The sequence below is a fragment of the Acidobacteriota bacterium genome (assembly GCA_016184105.1).
In the GTDB taxonomy this organism is placed as follows: Bacteria; Acidobacteriota; Vicinamibacteria; order Vicinamibacterales; family 2-12-FULL-66-21; genus JACPDI01.
On record JACPDI010000042.1, the window covers coordinates 1 to 15,945 of the forward strand.

The 15,945-nt window shown below is 68.3% G+C and carries 13 protein-coding genes; 1 reads left to right on the top strand and 12 read right to left on the bottom strand.

Going from position 1 to position 15,945, the window contains the following annotated elements:
• The 5 genes from HYU53_15440 to HYU53_15460 form a co-directional block, all read right to left on the bottom strand.
• Positions 1 to 749: UDP-3-O-acyl-N-acetylglucosamine deacetylase (locus HYU53_15440; protein MBI2222588.1), on the bottom strand; the 749-nt coding region annotated here is incomplete at its 3' end.
• Between the two features lie 191 nt (positions 750 to 940).
• A complete protein-coding gene (gene uvrA, locus HYU53_15445; protein ID MBI2222589.1) occupies positions 941 to 3,802 on the bottom strand; it encodes an excinuclease ABC subunit UvrA in 2,862 nt (953 codons plus the stop codon).
• A gap of 120 nt (positions 3,803 to 3,922) precedes the next feature.
• A complete protein-coding gene (locus HYU53_15450) occupies positions 3,923 to 5,404 on the bottom strand; it encodes an amino acid permease (GenBank protein ID MBI2222590.1) in 1,482 nt (493 codons plus the stop codon).
• A 69-nt stretch (positions 5,405 to 5,473) separates the two neighbouring features.
• Positions 5,474 to 6,472, bottom strand: a complete 999-nt coding sequence (locus HYU53_15455) for a hypothetical protein (protein ID MBI2222591.1) — start codon at positions 6,470 to 6,472, stop codon at positions 5,474 to 5,476.
• A 9-nt stretch (positions 6,473 to 6,481) separates the two neighbouring features.
• Positions 6,482 to 7,015 carry an HNH endonuclease gene (locus HYU53_15460; protein ID MBI2222592.1) on the bottom strand — a complete coding sequence of 178 codons (534 nt, stop codon included), beginning with the start codon at positions 7,013 to 7,015 and terminating at the stop codon, positions 6,482 to 6,484.
• Between the two features lie 101 nt (positions 7,016 to 7,116).
• Between HYU53_15460 and HYU53_15465 the strand changes: the two genes are divergently transcribed.
• Positions 7,117 to 7,638, top strand: coding sequence for a C40 family peptidase (locus HYU53_15465; GenBank protein MBI2222593.1), 522 nt, complete (start codon positions 7,117 to 7,119; stop codon positions 7,636 to 7,638).
• An 8-nt stretch (positions 7,639 to 7,646) separates the two neighbouring features.
• Here HYU53_15465 and HYU53_15470 read toward each other — a convergent pair whose 3' ends face one another.
• From HYU53_15470 to HYU53_15500, 7 genes are all read right to left on the bottom strand, one after another.
• The gene (locus tag HYU53_15470; GenBank protein ID MBI2222594.1) at positions 7,647 to 8,456 is read right to left on the bottom strand and encodes a hypothetical protein; all 810 of its coding nucleotides are present in this window, start codon (positions 8,454 to 8,456) and stop codon (positions 7,647 to 7,649) included.
• Between the two features lie 161 nt (positions 8,457 to 8,617).
• Positions 8,618 to 9,442, bottom strand: coding sequence for a monofunctional biosynthetic peptidoglycan transglycosylase (gene mtgA / locus HYU53_15475; GenBank protein ID MBI2222595.1), 825 nt, complete (start codon positions 9,440 to 9,442; stop codon positions 8,618 to 8,620).
• Positions 9,443 to 9,458: 16 nt separating this feature from the next.
• Positions 9,459 to 10,925 (bottom strand): M48 family metalloprotease, encoded by a 1,467-nt coding sequence (locus tag HYU53_15480; GenBank protein ID MBI2222596.1) that lies wholly within the window; start codon positions 10,923 to 10,925, stop codon positions 9,459 to 9,461.
• 46 nt (positions 10,926 to 10,971) lie between these two features.
• The gene (locus tag HYU53_15485) at positions 10,972 to 12,123 is read right to left on the bottom strand and encodes an alanine--glyoxylate aminotransferase family protein (GenBank protein MBI2222597.1); all 1,152 of its coding nucleotides are present in this window, start codon (positions 12,121 to 12,123) and stop codon (positions 10,972 to 10,974) included.
• On the bottom strand, positions 12,120 to 13,013 hold the full coding sequence (locus HYU53_15490) for a dihydrodipicolinate synthase family protein (protein MBI2222598.1): 894 nt from the start codon (positions 13,011 to 13,013) through the stop codon (positions 12,120 to 12,122). Before HYU53_15490 ends, HYU53_15485 begins: the two co-directional genes overlap by 4 nt.
• 86 nt (positions 13,014 to 13,099) lie before the next feature.
• On the bottom strand, positions 13,100 to 13,771 hold the full coding sequence (locus HYU53_15495; protein ID MBI2222599.1) for a GNAT family N-acetyltransferase: 672 nt from the start codon (positions 13,769 to 13,771) through the stop codon (positions 13,100 to 13,102).
• A complete protein-coding gene (locus HYU53_15500; protein MBI2222600.1) occupies positions 13,771 to 15,750 on the bottom strand; it encodes a S8 family peptidase in 1,980 nt (659 codons plus the stop codon). The genes HYU53_15495 and HYU53_15500 overlap by 1 nt, the downstream gene beginning before the upstream one ends.
• Between the last annotated feature and the right edge of the window lie 195 nt (positions 15,751 to 15,945).

Sequence of the window (15,945 nt, forward strand, 5' to 3'; positions counted from 1 at the left end):
ACCAGCGGATGGCCCACGAGCGCCAGATCGCCGATCACGTCGAGGATCTTGTGCCGGACGAACTCGTCCTCGAACCGGAGCGCGTTGTTGAGGACGCTGGTCTCGCCGAGTACGACCGCATTGTCGAGCGAGCCGCCAAGGGCGAGCCCCTTCTGGCGCAGCGTCTCGACTTCCTTGAGGAACCCGAACGTGCGCGCCGGCGCGATCTCCTCGACGAACGTCTCCTCGTTGATGCGAAGCGTGCGGGACTGGTGGCGCAGGAGTGGATGATCGAAGCTGATGCTGTAGGTCACCTTGAAGTGATCGGACGGATACAGCGCGATGTGCTTGTCGCCCTGCGAGAGCGCGATCGGCCGGATCACCTTCAGGTACCGGCGCGGCGCGGGCAACCGCTTCACCCCCGCCTCGTGCACGAGGTACACGAACGGCGCGGCGCTGCCATCCATGATCGGCACTTCGGGATAGTCAAGCTCAATGCGCACGTTGTCCACACCGAGCGTGGACAGCGCGGCAAGAAGGTGCTCGACCGTCTCGACCGAGCCGGTCTCCCGCGCCAACGCGGTCGCGTACGCGATGCCGCCCAGGTGCGTGACGGTCGCCGGAATTTCCAGCCCGGCCAGGTCGGTGCGCACGAAACGGATCCCGTAATCAGCCGGCGCCGGCTTCAGGGAAAGGGTCACTTTGTTGCCGGAGTGCAGGCCGATCCCGGCACACGAAATCGATCGACGGAGGGTGCGCTGAGCGCTCATCAGGGTCTCGACGGAGAAGGGGAGAGCGGTAGCCCAGTGAGCAAAGCAACTGCCAGGATGAGCTGTTTCCCGTGCGGGCCTGTAAGTTGTTGATGGCGTGGGTGTCTATCGGAAAAAATCACGTTCGGCAACGGCGACGGAATCACGGATTTGTGGCTGAGCAGCCACACCCCACGCCCGCAAGAGTGTGGCTATTGTACCACAGCGGCTTTTGAAGGTCCCGTATCAAACAGATTCGAAAGAAAGACGCCTGTCGCCGAGTCGCGGGCGCGGGCGACCTGCTCCGGCGTTCCCTGTGCGATCACCCGGCCGCCGCTCCCGCCTCCCTCGGGACCCAGATCGACGATCCAGTCCGCCGATTTGATCACGTCGAGGTTGTGCTCGATGACGACGATCGTGTTGCCCTGGTCGACGAGCTTGTTCAGCACATCGAGGAGTTTCTTCGTGTCGTCGAAGTGCAGCCCGGTGGTCGGCTCGTCAAGGATGTAGAGCGTCCGCCCCGTGCCGCGCCGCGACAGCTCCTTCGAGAGCTTCACGCGCTGCGCCTCTCCGCCGCTCAGGGTGGTTGCCGACTGCCCCAGCTCGATGTACCCCAACCCGACGTCCTGCAGCGTGCGCAGCTTGGTTGCGATCGCCGGGAAGTTCTCGAGCAGCGGCAGCGCCTGGTCCACGGTCAGGTCGAGCACGTCGGCGATCGACTTGCCGCGGTACTTGATGTCGAGCGTCTCGCGGTTGTAGCGCCGCCCCTTGCACTCTTCGCAGGTGACGTAGACGTTGGGCAGGAAGTGCATTTCGATTGCGATGACGCCGTCTCCCTGGCAGGCCTCGCAGCGTCCCCCCTTCACGTTGAACGAGAACCGCCCGGGCCTGAATCCGCGCGCCTTGGATTCGGGCAGCCACGCGAACAGCTCGCGGATGAAGGTAAACAGCCCGGTGTAGGTGGCCGGGTTCGATCGCGGCGTGCGCCCGATGGGGGACTGATCGATCTGGATCACCTTGTCGATGAGCTCGATGCCCTCGATCGCGGCGTGCGCGCCCGGCTCGTCGGCCGCGCGGTAGAGCGTCCTGGCCAGGGCGCGGTACAGAATCTCGTTCACCAGTGTGGACTTGCCGCTGCCGCTCACGCCGGTGATCGCCACAAACAGCCCGAGGGGAATGCCGACGTCCAGGTTCTTCAGGTTATTCGCGCGCGCGCCGCGGATCACGACCTCACCGCGCTCCGGCTTCCGGCGCGACGCGGGCATTTCGATCGTGCGCTCGCCGCGCAGGTACATGCCCGTCACCGAGTCGGCCGCCTTCGCGATCAGCTCGCGCGGCGTGCCCTGAAAGATCACCTGCCCCCCGTGCTCGCCGGCTCCTGGACCAAGGTCGACCACGTAGTCGGCCGTGCGGATCGTTTCCTCGTCGTGCTCGACAACAATCACGGTGTTGCCGAGGTCGCGCAGCCGCGACAGCGCGGCGAGGAGCTTCCGGTTGTCGCGCTGGTGCAGGCCGATCGAGGGCTCGTCGAGCACGTAGAGGACGCCGGTGAGCGTCGATCCAATCTGCGTGGCAAGGCGGATGCGCTGCCCTTCGCCTCCCGACAGCGTCGCTGCGCTCCGGCCGAGCGTCAGGTAGCCGACGCCCACGTCGTTGAGGAAACGAAGGCGATCCCGGATCTCGCGCAGGATGCGGCCGGCAATCAGCGTCTCGCGCCCGGTCAGCTCCAGCTCGTTGAAGACGTTCAGCGCGTCGGACACCGGCAGGTCCACGTACTCCGCCATCGTGCGCCCCTTGAGGCGCACGGATCGGCTGGACGCTTTCAGCCGCCGTCCCTCGCAGTCGGGGCACGGGCGCAGGGCGCGGTAGGGCTCGAGGGCCTCCTGGTCGGCCCAAGTCCCCTCTTCGTACCTCCGCCGCAGGTTCGGCACGAGCCCCTCGAATCCCGCGCCGAACGGGTCGAGCTTCGCGCGCCGCCGCGCGGCGGACTTCTCGTCTCCATTGGTGCGGCGGCCGTGGCCCGGGCCGTAGAAGAGCACGTCACGCTGCTTCTTCGGCAGCCTGGCGAAGGGGACAGTCGGGTCGATCCCGAAGTTTCTCGCGAGGGCGGTCAGGGCCTCGCGCACCAGCTTCCGGTCCCCCTTCGCCCAGGGCGCGATGGCGCCGTCCATCAACGTGAGGCTCTCGTCGGGCACGAGGCGGCCGGGATCGAAGTCGTAGATCGAGCCGAGCCCCTGGCACTCGACGCACGCGCCGTGCGGCGAGTTGAACGAGAAGGCGCGCGGCGTCATCTCCGGCATGCTGATGCCGCACGCGGTGCACGCCAGGCGGCGCGAAAACAGCCGATCGCCGCCCCTCCACGTATTGATGATCACCACATCGTCGGCGAGGTTGAGCGCGATGTCGACCGAGTCGGCGAGCCGCTTCTCGATCCCGCCCTTGAGCACCAGCCGATCGACGACGACCTCGATCGTGTGGTTGCGCCGCCGATCGAGCTTGATGTCCTCGTCCAGCGACTTGAGCTCACCATCGACGCGCACGCGGGTGAAGCCGCGGGCCCCGAGCGCGGTGAGCTCCTTCTTGAACTCCCCCTTGCGGCCTCGCACGATCGGCGCGAGCACGTTGATGCGCTCCTCGGGCGGGTTCAGCATCACCATGTCCACGATGCGCTCGAGCGACTGCGACGCGATCTCGCGGCCGCAGTTCGGGCAGTGCGGCACGCCGATGTTGGCGAAGAGGAGCCGCAGGTAATCGTAGATCTCGGTGACGGTGCCGACGGTGGACCGCGGGTTGGAGCCGGTGGTCTTCTGCTCGATGGCAATCGCCGGCGACAGGCCGTCGATGAGGTCGACGTCCGGCTTCTCCATCTGCTCGAGGAACTGCCGCGCGTACGCCGACAGCGACTCGACGTAGCGGCGCTGCCCCTCGGCGTAGATCGTGTCGAAGGCGAGCGACGACTTGCCCGACCCGGAGAGCCCGGTCAGGACGACCAGCCGGTTGCGCGGCAGATCGACGTCGATGTTCTTGAGGTTGTGGACGCGAGCGCCGCGTACGGCAATCCAGTCGTGGCCCATCAGCAGGAGATTTCGGGGAGCGGTGAAACAAGTATTCTAGCAGGTTCGGCCGTTCGGCAGCGATAAGGGGGACAGTCACACTTTCGGCGGCGGCCGCCGCCGAAAGTGTGACTGTCCCCCTTATCGCTGCCTGAGCTTGCTGTTCGTGTATCCGTACGACACGTAAAAGATGAGCCCGACGGCGAGCCAGATCCCGAAACGCTCCCACGCGCGCACGGGCAGGCCCGACATCGTGTACACGCAGGCGGCGGCCCCCGCGATCGCCACCGGCCAGACAAACGGTACCCGGAACGGACGGGGACGATCCGGCTCCGTGTAGCGCAGCACGAGCACGCCGGTGCAGACGATCGCGAACGCGGAGAGCGTCCCGATGTTCGTGAGGTCGTAGATCTCGTTCTCGTCCATCACGAGGGCGCCGAGCGCCACGAGCAGGCCGGTGACGACCGTCGTCACGTGGGGCGTCCGGTACTTGGGATGAATCTTCGATGCCCAGGCGGGGAGCAGCCCGTCGCGCGCCATCGCCATGAAAATCCGCGGCTGCCCGTACTGGAACACGAGCAGCACCGCGGTGAGCGAGATCGCCGCGCCGAAGGCGACGATCCAGCTGGCCATCGGCAGACCGGCCACGTCGAGCGCCCTGGCCAGCGGGTCGGCCGCCCTCAGCTGCTGGTACGGCACGAGGCCGGTGGCCACGACGCCGACCACGACGTAAATCAGCGTGCAGATGGCGAGTCCCCCGAGGATGCCGATCGGCATGTTCCGCTGCGGGTTGCGGGTCTCTTCAGCCGCAGTGGAAATGGCATCGAAGCCGATATAGGCAAAAAAGACGATCGCGGCCCCCTGGTGGATGCCCGCCCACCCGTTGGGGGCGAAGGGCCGATAATTCGCCGGGTCGATGTGCAGGCTGCCGAGCGCGACGAAAAAGCCGAGCACCAGCAGCTTGACGACCACCATGATGTTGTTCGCGCGCGCGCTCTCGCGCACGCCGATGTACAGGAGCCATGTGATCGCGAGCACGATGACCGCGGCCGGCACGTTCAGCAGGACGGGGATCCCCGCCAGGCGCGGCGCGGCCTGAAGCAGCCCGTGCACCGCCGGGTCAGAGCTGAGGAGCGCCGTCCGGTACCCGTGCGTCAGGTAATCGGGCAGTGCGACGCCGAAGCCTGAGAGCAGCGACGTGAAGTACCCGCTCCAGGCGATCGCGACCGCGATGTTGCCGACGGCGTATTCGAGGATCAGGTCCCAGCCGATGATCCAGGCCACCAGCTCCCCCAGCGTCGCGTAGGAGTACGTGTAGGCGCTTCCGGCCCGCGGGATCATCGCGGCGAGCTCCGCGTAGCACAGCGCCGCGAGGCCGCACACGCCGCCCAGCAGAATGAATGAGAAGACGAGTGCCGGGCCGGCGCCGTAGCGTACGATGGCGCCGTTCGGCAGCGTCTCTCCGGCGGCCGCGGTGCCGATCGACGAGAAAATGCCGGCGCCAATCACCGCGCCGATCGCCAGCATGATCAGATCTCCAGCCCCGAGCGCGCGCTTGAGCCCCGTGGCATCGCTGTCCTGGAGGAGATCGGCGATCGCCTGTCTCCGGAACAATTGGGACATATGACGGAAGAGTCTATATCAAGGACACAGGCCGAAAGAGGTCGCCGTCATCGCCAACGGTCGAACGGATCACACCGCGACGGCGAGGCGATGCAGCACGCCGCTCGACGCGACGACGAGGCCGCCGGAGGGATCGAACGCCAGGCCGATCACGCCGGGCGCCGCGACGACTTTCTCGACCGCATAGTCGGCGAGCGACACCCGGTAGACGCCGCTGGCGCCGGCGAGCGCCTCGGAAACGTACAAGCGCCCGTGGCGGTCGAATGCGATGCCCTGCGGCCGCCCGAAGGAAGGCGGCAGCGGCTCGACCTCGCCGTCCGGCGAGACGCGGTAGACGCGGTCGGAGGTGCCGAGCGTCGGCGCGGCGGCGTAGAGATGATCGTCCGGCCCCCACGCCAGATGGAACGCGGCGACGGATGCGGGCAGCGTCGCCACAGTCGTCCGCACGCCGCTCGAGTCGAGCCGCAGGATCGGCCCCGATCGATCCCCGATGTACAGCGCGCCATCGGGGGCGAACGCGATGCCGCACGGCGCGCCGAGGTCGGTCGCGACCGTCTCGACATGACCATCCATGTCGACGCGGTACAGCGCGCTCTCGAATCGATCCGTCGCGTAAAGCGCGCCGTCGGGCCCGACGGCGAGCGAGGTGGGATGCGCGATCGCGCTGACGAGTGGCTCGCGGGCGCGATCGGCCGGCAGGCGGTAGATGGTCACCGCGGACCGTTGCGAGCGCGTGCCGCTGAAGGTCGCGTACAGCGCGCCGCGGCGATCGAACACCGGGTTGTCCACCAGATGCACGCCCGTGGCGATCGGCGCGCCGATCTCCACGAAGGCGGCGGCCCCGGGCACGTCCGCGAGGCGCACCGGCTGCCGTCCCTCGACGCCACCCGGGATCAGGATGTCGATTTGCGAAGCGGATGCGCGCACGACGCGGGCATCGATCTCGCCGACACGCACGGCAGGTACCGAGTCCGGGCTCGAGAGGAGGCGGTCGCCGAAAATCGCGACACGTCCTCCCTCAACGGCCCAGACCGGCGAGAGCGCGGTCATCGAGGGAACCGGTGGCAAACCCGCCTATTATGTGTCGTCCAGCGAGACGTTCCAGTAGATGTAATCGCGCCAGCTTTCCGGCGCGTTCCGGAGCCCGATCGTGATGCGAAGGGCCGGCGCCTTCTCGGGCCGCCGCGGATGCCGGATGAGCCGCATGCCGGCCTGTTCGGGCGTGCGCCCTCCCTTCCGGCGATTGCAGGTGACGCAGCAGGTGACGATGTTCTCCCAGTCCTTGCGGCCGCCGTGCGCGACCGGCACGACGTGGTCGAACGTCAGGTCGCTCGTGGGAAACACCTCGCCGCAATACTGGCAGCTGTAATCGTCGCGCGCGTAGATGTTCGCGCGCGAAAAGGGCACGTAATCCACGCGCCGCTTGATGTGAACGAACCGGAGCAGCCGGATGACGGACGGGAGCTTGAAGGTGAAGGAGACGGAATGGATCTCCCGGTCGTAGACCGAAACGATCTCCACCTTCCCCTGGCACCAGAGGGTGACGGCCTTCTGCCAGTGAACGACCTTCAGAGGCTCGAACGTCGCGTTCAGAAGGAGCGTCTGCTCCATGGCTGAGTCATTGTGACGGATGCGCGGCCGGGGTGTCAACCGTGCAGGACTGTAACCGGCCCTGACTCTAGAGTTTACAGCGCAACCGGACGAGAATATTGATGATGGACCCGCGCGTCGCGGTTGCCGGTGTCATTCTCGTGACGGCGTTCTCCGCCGCCTGCGCGAGCCACTCGGCACGGCCGGAACCGTTCCCCCGGATCCCTGACGCGGCCAGGACCGAAGGCGAAGAGACAGCGGCCGAACCTGCGCTGGGCGCGGCGGTCGTGAACTCCGCGCTCGCGCTGCAGGGACGGCCGTACGCGGCGGGAGGCGCCGGGCCGGACCGGTTCGACTGCAGCGGCCTCGTGCAGTTCGTCTTCGCGCAGTTTGCGATCGCGCTGCCGCGCACGGTCACGCAGCAGTTCGCGGCGACAACCGGGATTGATTCGGGCACGGCCGCCGCCGGCGATCTGCTCTTCTTCAGAATCTCGGGAGGGAAACCGTCGCACGTGGCCATCGCGCTCGGCGACGGGCGCTTCATCCACGCGCCGAGCGAGCGCGGCGCGGTCCGCGTGGAGAGCCTCAGCGCGCCGTACTGGCGCGAGCGCTTCCAGGGGGCGAGGAGGGTGGAGCGTCCTTGACGTGCCCTTCAGGCAGACAGCCTTCGCGTGCCGTCGCCGGTGAACTCGCGGAACGCGATGTCGCGCTCCGTGTAGAGCGGCGGCTGCGCCTTGCGCCGAATCGGCTCCACCGGCACGCCGGCCACGTTGGGCTCGAGCGCGAGCGGCTGCTCGGGCAGCGGCTCGACATACCGCTGTGGGAACGACGGGAAGTTGCGGAACGTCGTGCAGACCACCGTCCCGTACCGCGCGCGGAGCCCGGCGAAATCGTACTTGAGGAACTCGTACCGCGCCGGGTCCGGCGCGCTTGCCAGGTAAGACCGCACCATCTCCGCGACCTGCGGGTAGAAATCCGGGCCGTGTGACTTCTCGAGGCGGGTCCCGTCGGCGGCGATGAACTTGCGCAGCCCCGCATCTTCGGGATCGATGTGGTACAGCTCGTGGATGACGGTGTCGAGCTTGGCGATCCACGGCTCGGCCCCTGGTGCGTAGAACCCCGCCTTGCGCGATTTCGGCAGCGCCTGCTCGCAGAAGCGCGGCAGGACGAACGAGATCATGTACTTGATCCGCTGCCCCTCGATCCGCAGCTCGGGGGTTTTCGTGACGAACCACTCCGAGCGGCGCGTCAGCGAGCCGGTGGCGCGGTCGCGCCAGAAGTAATAGCCGGGTTCGCTGTTGGGGAGGTTCAGGCTGTGGCACGTCGCGAACGCGCCGTCGGCGCCGCGACGGCCGAAGCGGCCGAAGACGAAGATCTCCTGCGGATCGATGAATGAAAGCTTCGGCACACACGACACGATGTCGTTCATGAGCCGCCAGAGCTGCTCAGTGTAGTTGAGCATCGACGAACGCCGCACGCGCACACACCCGTGGCACGTCGCGGTGTCTCCTGAAGTTGTGCGGAGTCGAAGGGGAACGATGCGACTATACGGATCCCGGCGCCCTGGTGTCAAGGTGTACAGGGCGGTCTTTCGCTGGAAGAGCTCGGTTTTTCACGCTTTTTTCACGGGATCGGCTTCTCCGGGATCGGCTTCACCGGCGGAAGCGGCGGGGGCTCGACCGGCAGCGCCTCACCGGGCGCCACAGGCAGCGGCTCGATCGGTACGGCGGGCGGCGCTGGCTCCCCAGGAGCGGGCGGCGGCGGTTCGAAGTACCGCATGCGTCTGAGGATCAGACGCTGCCGCGCCCGCAGCCGTCCATTGGGACGCGCGGGGCTGAAGGTGCGCGGGTTGATAATCGCGCCGGCCAGCAGCGCCGCCTCCGGCGGCGACAGCCAGGCGGCCGCCTTTCGGAAGTAGGTGCGCGCCGCGGCCTCGGCGCCGTACACGCCATCGCCCCACTCGATCACGTTCAAATACAACTCGAGAATGCGGCGCTTGCTCAGCTCCGCTTCGAGGCGGCGCGCGATCATGAGCTCGCGCAGTTTGCGCACCGGGTTTCTCGACGGCGACAGGTACAGGTTCTTCGCGAGCTGCTGGGTGATCGTGCTGCCGCCGCGCGCGATCTTGCCCTGCGCGAGGTTGATCTCGAACGACTTCTGCATCTGCTCGAGGTCCACCCCCTCGTGCTGCCAGAACAGCGCGTCTTCCGCGACGAGCACCGCCCGCTTCAGCGAGTCCGCGATGCGGTTGTACGAGACCCACCGCTGCACGCGCCTGGGAGTCTCCCCCCGCGCGCGCGCCTCGCGCGCGCGCAACTCGATGAACGCGGTCGTCTGAGGATTCCGCTCGCGCAGCGGCCGCACGTCGGGCAGCGTGATCCAGACGTAGACGAGGATGGCAAAGGAGATGGCCGGGATCGCGAGGAGTGCCCGGCCCACGCGCCGCATTCGCGGATTATACCGATCAGCCCGCCACGACGATCTTGATCCGGGCGCCCGGAGGCGGCGCCTGGCCGGGCTCGTAATGGTTCATGATCGCGAGCGTGGACGGTTTGATGGTCCCGCTCGAGGCGCGCGACGCGATCGACGGCCACGTGTCCCCCTCGCGCACGGTGTACAGGTCCACGCGATTCGGCTGGATGCCGGCGGCCTCCTGCCGCGACAGCGGGCGGAACGATCCGACGGCACGATTCAAGTCGTCCTCCGCGCGCGGAAACAGCTGGCGCGGCGCAATGCCGGCCACCAGGTACACGCGCTTCTCGTGGACCACATGCGCGGCGCGCACGAGCGAGCTGCCGAGCCCCTGCATGTTCCCCTGGTACGTCCCGACGAACGCGTCGAGCCCGTTCACCTGTGTGCGGTTCCCGTCAACCGCCCGAAAGCCGGCGTTCTGCATCCCGCGGACCGCGATCTGCTCGATCGACCCTTGGGGCTGCGCCACGAGCTGCAGGAGCACGTACGCGTCCGCATCCGGCGCCTTGGCAACCACCTGCTGCGGTGAGTTCTGCACGTCCCAGCCGCGGGGGAACGTCAGGGCGAATCGCAGGTCGGCGTGCAGGAACTCGTTGCCGCGGACAATCCCTTCCTCGGGGCTGTCGCCGTAGATCACGCCGTCCACGCGGCGCAGAAACCCGGCGCGGTCGCGCTCGCCGGAGCCCGCCGTCGGGCTCGCGCCGATCTTCTGCACGATCTGCTGGACGTGCTCGACGCGGTCGGCGGGCGCCGGGTGCGTGGACAGCCAGTTCGGCACCCCCTTGCGGCTGCCGCTCGCCTCATCCAGCCTCGCCAGCGTCGTCAGCATCCCCGCGACGCCGCGGGGATCCCATCCGGCCTTCGCGGAGTATTGCGCGCCGAACTCGTCGGCCTGGTTCTCCGCGTCGCGCCCGTACTTGAGGAACAGCGCGCCGAGCGCCGTCTCGGTCAGCCCCTGGAACGGCCGCGCCTCGGGCACGAAAATGCTGAGCAGCGTGACGCCGATGCCGGCGCTCGTCGCCTTGGTGTACTGCTGCGCGGAGTGGCGAGCGGTGACGTGCGCGATCTCATGGCCGAGCACGCCCGCGAGCTCCGCCTCGTCGTCGAGGAACGGCAGGATTCCGCGCGTGATGTAGATGAATCCGCCCGGCAGGGCGAACGCATTGACGGCCGGCTGGTTGACGACGGTGAATTTCCACGGGAGGTTCGGGCGCGGCGACACGCGCGCGAGGCGCATGCCGAGGTCGCTGACGTAGCGCTGCAGCTCGGCGTCGTTGTACGGCCCCATCTGGCGCTGGACTTCGGCGTCGAGCTGCCTGCCCGTCGCGATCTCCTGCTCCTCGCTCATGAGCGAGAATTCCTTCTTGCCCGTCGCAGGATTGGTGGCGCAGCCGGTCCCGGCGGCAAGGCCCGCCGACAGCGACAGCGCGCACGCGAACGCGGAGAGTTGTGTCTGCATACGGTCCACCTGGGGTGTCCGGCTGCAACGGCGATGCCGGACGCAGTTACAACAGCCGGGATGCCGCCTCGACGGACGCGCCAGCGTCGAGCTTGTAGCCGGCCGCGGCAAGCGCGCGCTCGAACGCGGCGAGGAAGCGCGCGACGATCTCGGGCGTCGCGCCCGCGCCCATGATGCCGACCCGCCAGATCTTTCCCGCGAGCGGACCGAGGCCGGCGCCGATCTCGATGCCCGATTCGTTCAGCAGATGCTGGCGCACCGCCGCTTCCGCGGAGCCTTCGAGGGAGGCGGGCACCCGGATCGCGTTCAGATTCCAGAGCCGGTCCTGCTCGGACGGGAGCAGCGCGAGCCCGATGGCCGACAGGCCCGACGCCAGCGCGCCATGGCACCGCTCGTGGCGGCGCCAGCGCGCCTCCAGCCCTTCTTCCTCGACAACCTGGAGCGCCTCGTTGACGGCGATGAGGAGCGACGAGCACAGCGTGTGGTGGTACTTGCGGTGCAGCCAGTAGTCCTCGAGCAGCCGCAGGTCGAGATAGAAGCTGCGCGCCTCGACGCGCCGCTCGAGCGCGCGGGGGCTGAAGGTGACCGGCGCCATCCCCGATGGCGCTCCCAGGCCTTTCTGGCTGCAGCTGTAGCAGGCGTCGATCTGCCAGCGCGCGACGTCGAGCGGCACGGCCCCAAGCGACGTGACCGCGTCCACGATGACGAGCGCGTCGTGCTCGCGCGCCAGCGCGGCGACCTCCTGCACGGGATTCCGGACGCCCGTGGACGTCTCGGCGTGCACGATGGTCACAAGATCCGCCTTCGTGCGCGCGAGAACGGCGCGCACGTCGGCGGGATCGATCGCGCGTCCCCACTCCCCTTCCACGCGGTCCACGTGCGCGCCGTAGCGCTCCAGCATCCGCGCGAGGCGGTCGCCGAAATAGCCGTTCACCACCGCGACCGCGCGCGTGCCCGGCGCGGTCAGGTTGGCGACGCACGTCTCCATCCCGGATGTCCCGGTCCCGGAGATGAGCAGCGAGAGCGCGCGATCCGGCGCGCGGAACGCCCGCGCGAGACGCGCGCGCGTGTCGTCGAGGATCGCCATCGTGACCGGATCGAGATGGCTCAGGACGGGCGCCGACATCGCGTCGAGCACCCGCCGCGGCACGGGGCTCGGGCCGGGACCCAGCAACAGCCGTTCGGGAACAGTGATCATGGCGTTGTCGCAGCCACGCCCAGTTCGGCGAGCTGCGTCCTGATTGTGGCCACCGCCTCGGCGGAAGCCGGTGCGAGCGGCGCGCGCGGCTCCCCGCCGGCCATCCCGGCGAGATCCATCGCCGCCTTCAGCCCGGGCACGCCGTACACCGTCGTCACCGTGCGGGCGAGCGGCGTGAGACGCGCTTGAAGCTCGCGCGCCTCATCGTGCCGGCCGTCGCGCGCCAGCTCGAACAGACGCACGCAGAGGTCGGGGATGAGGCAGGCGACCGCGAGAATCCCGCCGGCGGCGCCCACGGCGAGCGACGGATAAAACACGGGCGCGGCGCCGCACAGCACGGCAAAGCCCGCTCGACACTGCGCCACGTCGTCGGCGATCTTCAGGACTTCGAGCCCGGATTCCTTGATCCCCGCGATGTTGCGGTGCTCGGACAGCTCGTGGATGGCCTCGACCGTCAGCTCGGCGCCGAATGCGGCGGGGAAGTTGTAGAGGAGCACCGGCACCGTCGACGCGTCGGCGACCGCCGAGTAGTGGCGGACGAGCGCGCCGGCGGTCATCTGCGACTTGAACGCCATCGGGGGGCGCACCAGCACGGCGTCGGCACCCGCGGCCGCCGCCTGCCGCACGGCCGCAATCGTGGCCCGCGTGGAGTCGCGCCCCGCACCCGCGAGAAGCAGGCGACCTCGCGGCACTTCCTCGCGCAACGCGGCGATCAACCGCTCTGGCTCGTCCCCCTCGAGATAGGCCGCTTCCCCGTTGGTGCCGAGGGCGAGGACCCCGCGAAGCGCGGTCTTCATGTACTCGCGCGCGTTCCGCCGCGCCGCGGCCAGGTCCACCTCGCCGTCCTTGAAGGGGGTGACCGCCGGGGGGAACACACCGGAAAAGGTCATGCCCCGAGCGTACCGAACCGCGCCTGAAAAAACAAACGCCCCGGCGGACATGTGCCGCCGGGGCGCTGTGCAGGAGGGAGTGTGTCTCAGTGAACCCGTTCGGCCGATGCCGGGGCGCCGGCGCGGCCCCGGCTCCAGTCCTCGTCGAGAATCGTCCAGAGGATCTGGTCGAGGTATTCGCCGTGGCGGAGGAACGACTTGCGCAGGATGCCTTCCTGCAGCGCGCCGATCTTCCGCAGGGCGCCGTTGCCGCGTCCGTTCTGCACGGCCGCGCGCGCCTCGAGCCGGTGCGCGTGCAGGACGTCGAAGGCAAACTCGACGACCAGCGCGGCGCCGTCCGCGAACACGCCCGTGGCCCAGAAGGGGGAGCCGATGGCAAAGCCCCATTCGCCCGTCGCGAAGCCGGGCTCGAGCTGGCGGACCTGGAAGATCCCGATGGCCGTGTCCATGCCGTGCGGCACCACGGCGAAGCAGGCGTACGTGCCCGCCGCCCGCTCCCGGTGCGTCCACGCGATGAACCGCTCGAAGCCTTCGACGGTCGTAGGAGGCGGCGAGATGAACCGCGCCACTTCCTCGGTTGAAAGCATCGCGAGCAGCGAAGGAGCGTCCGAGAGCCGCAGCTCCCGCAACGTCACCTTCTCGCCCGCGAGAACCGGCAGCGCATGCCGCCAGTCGGTGGTCGTCGCCTGCGTGGCATTCGCCATCGCGGCTTCGACGTCGAGAAGCACGTCCACGTCGCGATACGGCGTCTTGTCCATCAGAGGATCCCTCCAATGGTGCCGTCAGTCACGACGGGAAGTGGCGCGACAAAAAGGTCGTCGAACATGTCCCCTGCGGTCTCCTCCGGAGATGTCTCCGACATCACGAGCGCGTCGCCGGTCCCCCACACGATGTTGTCGCCGTCGCCGCTCGTCCCCCAAACGATGTTGTCACCATCTGCAGCCGTGCCCCAGACGATGTTGTCACCGTCCTCGGCCGTGCCCCACACGATGTTGTCACCGTCCACCATCGTCCCCCAGACGATGTTGTCTCCCGTATCGATGGTCCCCCAAACGATGTTGTCTCCTTCGGAGACGGAGCCCCACACGACATTGCGGCAGTCGTTGCCGCCGCAGTCGGTGCCCCACACGATGTTGTCGCCGTCGATGGCGAGCGTGCCCCAGACGATGTTGTCGCCGTCGGCTGACAGCGTGCCCCAGACGATGTTGTCGCCGCCGTCCGACAGCGTGCCCCAGACGATGTTGTCGCCATCCGCCGAGAGCGTGCCCCACACGATGTTCAGGGCCCAGGCGTTCGCCGCCGGATCGAGTTCGCCGCCGGCGACCATGTAGTTGCCCCAGATCAGGTGGCGGCTCCACATGGACGCGTTCGGCGTCGTCGCCGTCGGGTTGGCGAATTTGCGCGCGAGCGTGATTGCGCCAAACGAGTTCAGCAGCCCGGCGCCTTGCGCTAGAGGATGAACCCCGGTACGCCATTCGGACGTGTATTGAAGGATGGCTTTGACGAGATTCGGCGTCAGGGAGGGGTTCGCCTCGAGCATCAGGGCCACGGTGCCGGCCACGACAGGGGCCGCCATGCTGCTGCCAGACAAGGAAAGGTACGCGGGAGCGACGCCGCGGCTGCCGTTGACCAGCGCCTCGGGGTGCTGCGCCGACAGCGTGCTGCCGGCCGCGTTCAGCGACACGATCCCGGTGCCCGGCGCCACGAGGTCCGGCTTCGCCAGGTAGTCGAACGCCGTCGGCCCGCGCGAGCTCGACGCCGCCACGACGTCGTCCCACCGGCGCACGGTACCCTGCGTGTTCAGGTTGCCGATGGTGATGACGTAGGGCGAGTTGCCGGGCGCCGTGATCCCGCCGTACTGGATCTGCCCGCTGCCGTTCCTGCCGCGGTTGCCGGCGGCGGTCACGACGACGAGGCCGGCTTCCACCGCGCGGCGCGCCGCGTGCGCGAGCGGGTCGGTCTTGAATGACGAGGTGACCGGCGCGCCGACCGACAGGTTGATCACGCGAAGGCTGTACTGCTGGCGGTTCGCGATCGTCCAGTCGATGGCGGCGATCACGTCGCTCATGAAGCCGCCCCCCTGGCCGTTGAGCACCTTGAGCGCGACGAGGTTCGTGCCGGGGGCCACGCCGGCATAGCGGCCGTACGAATCGTAGCCGTTGCCGGCGATGATGCCGGCGACATGAGTGCCGTGACCGTAATCGTCGTAGGCCGCGGTCTGACCGCCGACCAAATCCACGAACGCCGACACGCGCTGCCCCACGCCGCGTTCGGTGAGGTCATCGTGCCAGCCCGTAATGCCCGAGTCGATCACCGCCACGCCGATGCCGCGGCCGGTGAGCCCGAGCGACGCGCGCGCGTAGGTCGCGCCCGTCGTCGTCCCGGTGCGATCGGCGAGGCTGGTCGTCCCGCGATCCAGATAAACAGCCTTCACCAGGGGGTCCTGCTCGAGCTTTCTGAGCTGCCCCGGTGTGACCACGGCGACCTCGCCGGGGAACGACACCAGCCGGCGCAGCTTCTTGCCGCCCGCGAGCTTGAGCGCCTTGTCCCCCGTGAGGGCCGAATGGTCGACGGTCTCGACGATGACGCGGTATTCAGCCTGTGACGCCGCCTTCACGCGCGCGTCCAGCGCCTCGTCCCGCTTGCCGCGGGCTCCGGCCTCGGCCGGTACACCCCAGGCGAGCACCAGCGCCAGCATCGCCGTAAGCCACGCCCATTTCCAACGCCAATCAGTCACGACATGTCCTTTGCAGATTTGGAGAACCGCGAGTCTCAGTGATTTTCAGTGAATCGCTGAACCCCAAACCGCCTTAGAGTGCGCCTGCATCCAATCCTCCCGGATGATGCTCCAGAGAATTTGATCGAGGTACTCACCGTTGCGCACGAACGACTTGCGCAAGATCCCTTCGCGTACCGCGCCAATCTTGAGCAG

Coding starts and splice junctions, on each gene's coding strand:
- HYU53_15480 (MBI2222596.1), bottom strand. CDS start 10,925: ATGCAGACACAACTCTCCGCGTTCGCGTGCGCGCTGTCGCTGTCGGCG.
- uvrA (MBI2222589.1), bottom strand. CDS start 3,802: ATGGGCCACGACTGGATTGCCGTACGCGGCGCTCGCGTCCACAACCTC.
- HYU53_15450 (MBI2222590.1), bottom strand. CDS start 5,404: ATGTCCCAATTGTTCCGGAGACAGGCGATCGCCGATCTCCTCCAGGAC.
- HYU53_15485 (MBI2222597.1), bottom strand. CDS start 12,123: ATGATCACTGTTCCCGAACGGCTGTTGCTGGGTCCCGGCCCGAGCCCC.
- mtgA (MBI2222595.1), bottom strand. CDS start 9,442: ATGCGGCGCGTGGGCCGGGCACTCCTCGCGATCCCGGCCATCTCCTTT.
- HYU53_15490 (MBI2222598.1), bottom strand. CDS start 13,013: ATGACCTTTTCCGGTGTGTTCCCCCCGGCGGTCACCCCCTTCAAGGAC.
- HYU53_15465 (MBI2222593.1), top strand. CDS start 7,117: ATGATGGACCCGCGCGTCGCGGTTGCCGGTGTCATTCTCGTGACGGCG.
- HYU53_15470 (MBI2222594.1), bottom strand. CDS start 8,456: ATGCTCAACTACACTGAGCAGCTCTGGCGGCTCATGAACGACATCGTG.
- HYU53_15460 (MBI2222592.1), bottom strand. CDS start 7,015: ATGGAGCAGACGCTCCTTCTGAACGCGACGTTCGAGCCTCTGAAGGTC.
- HYU53_15495 (MBI2222599.1), bottom strand. CDS start 13,771: ATGGACAAGACGCCGTATCGCGACGTGGACGTGCTTCTCGACGTCGAA.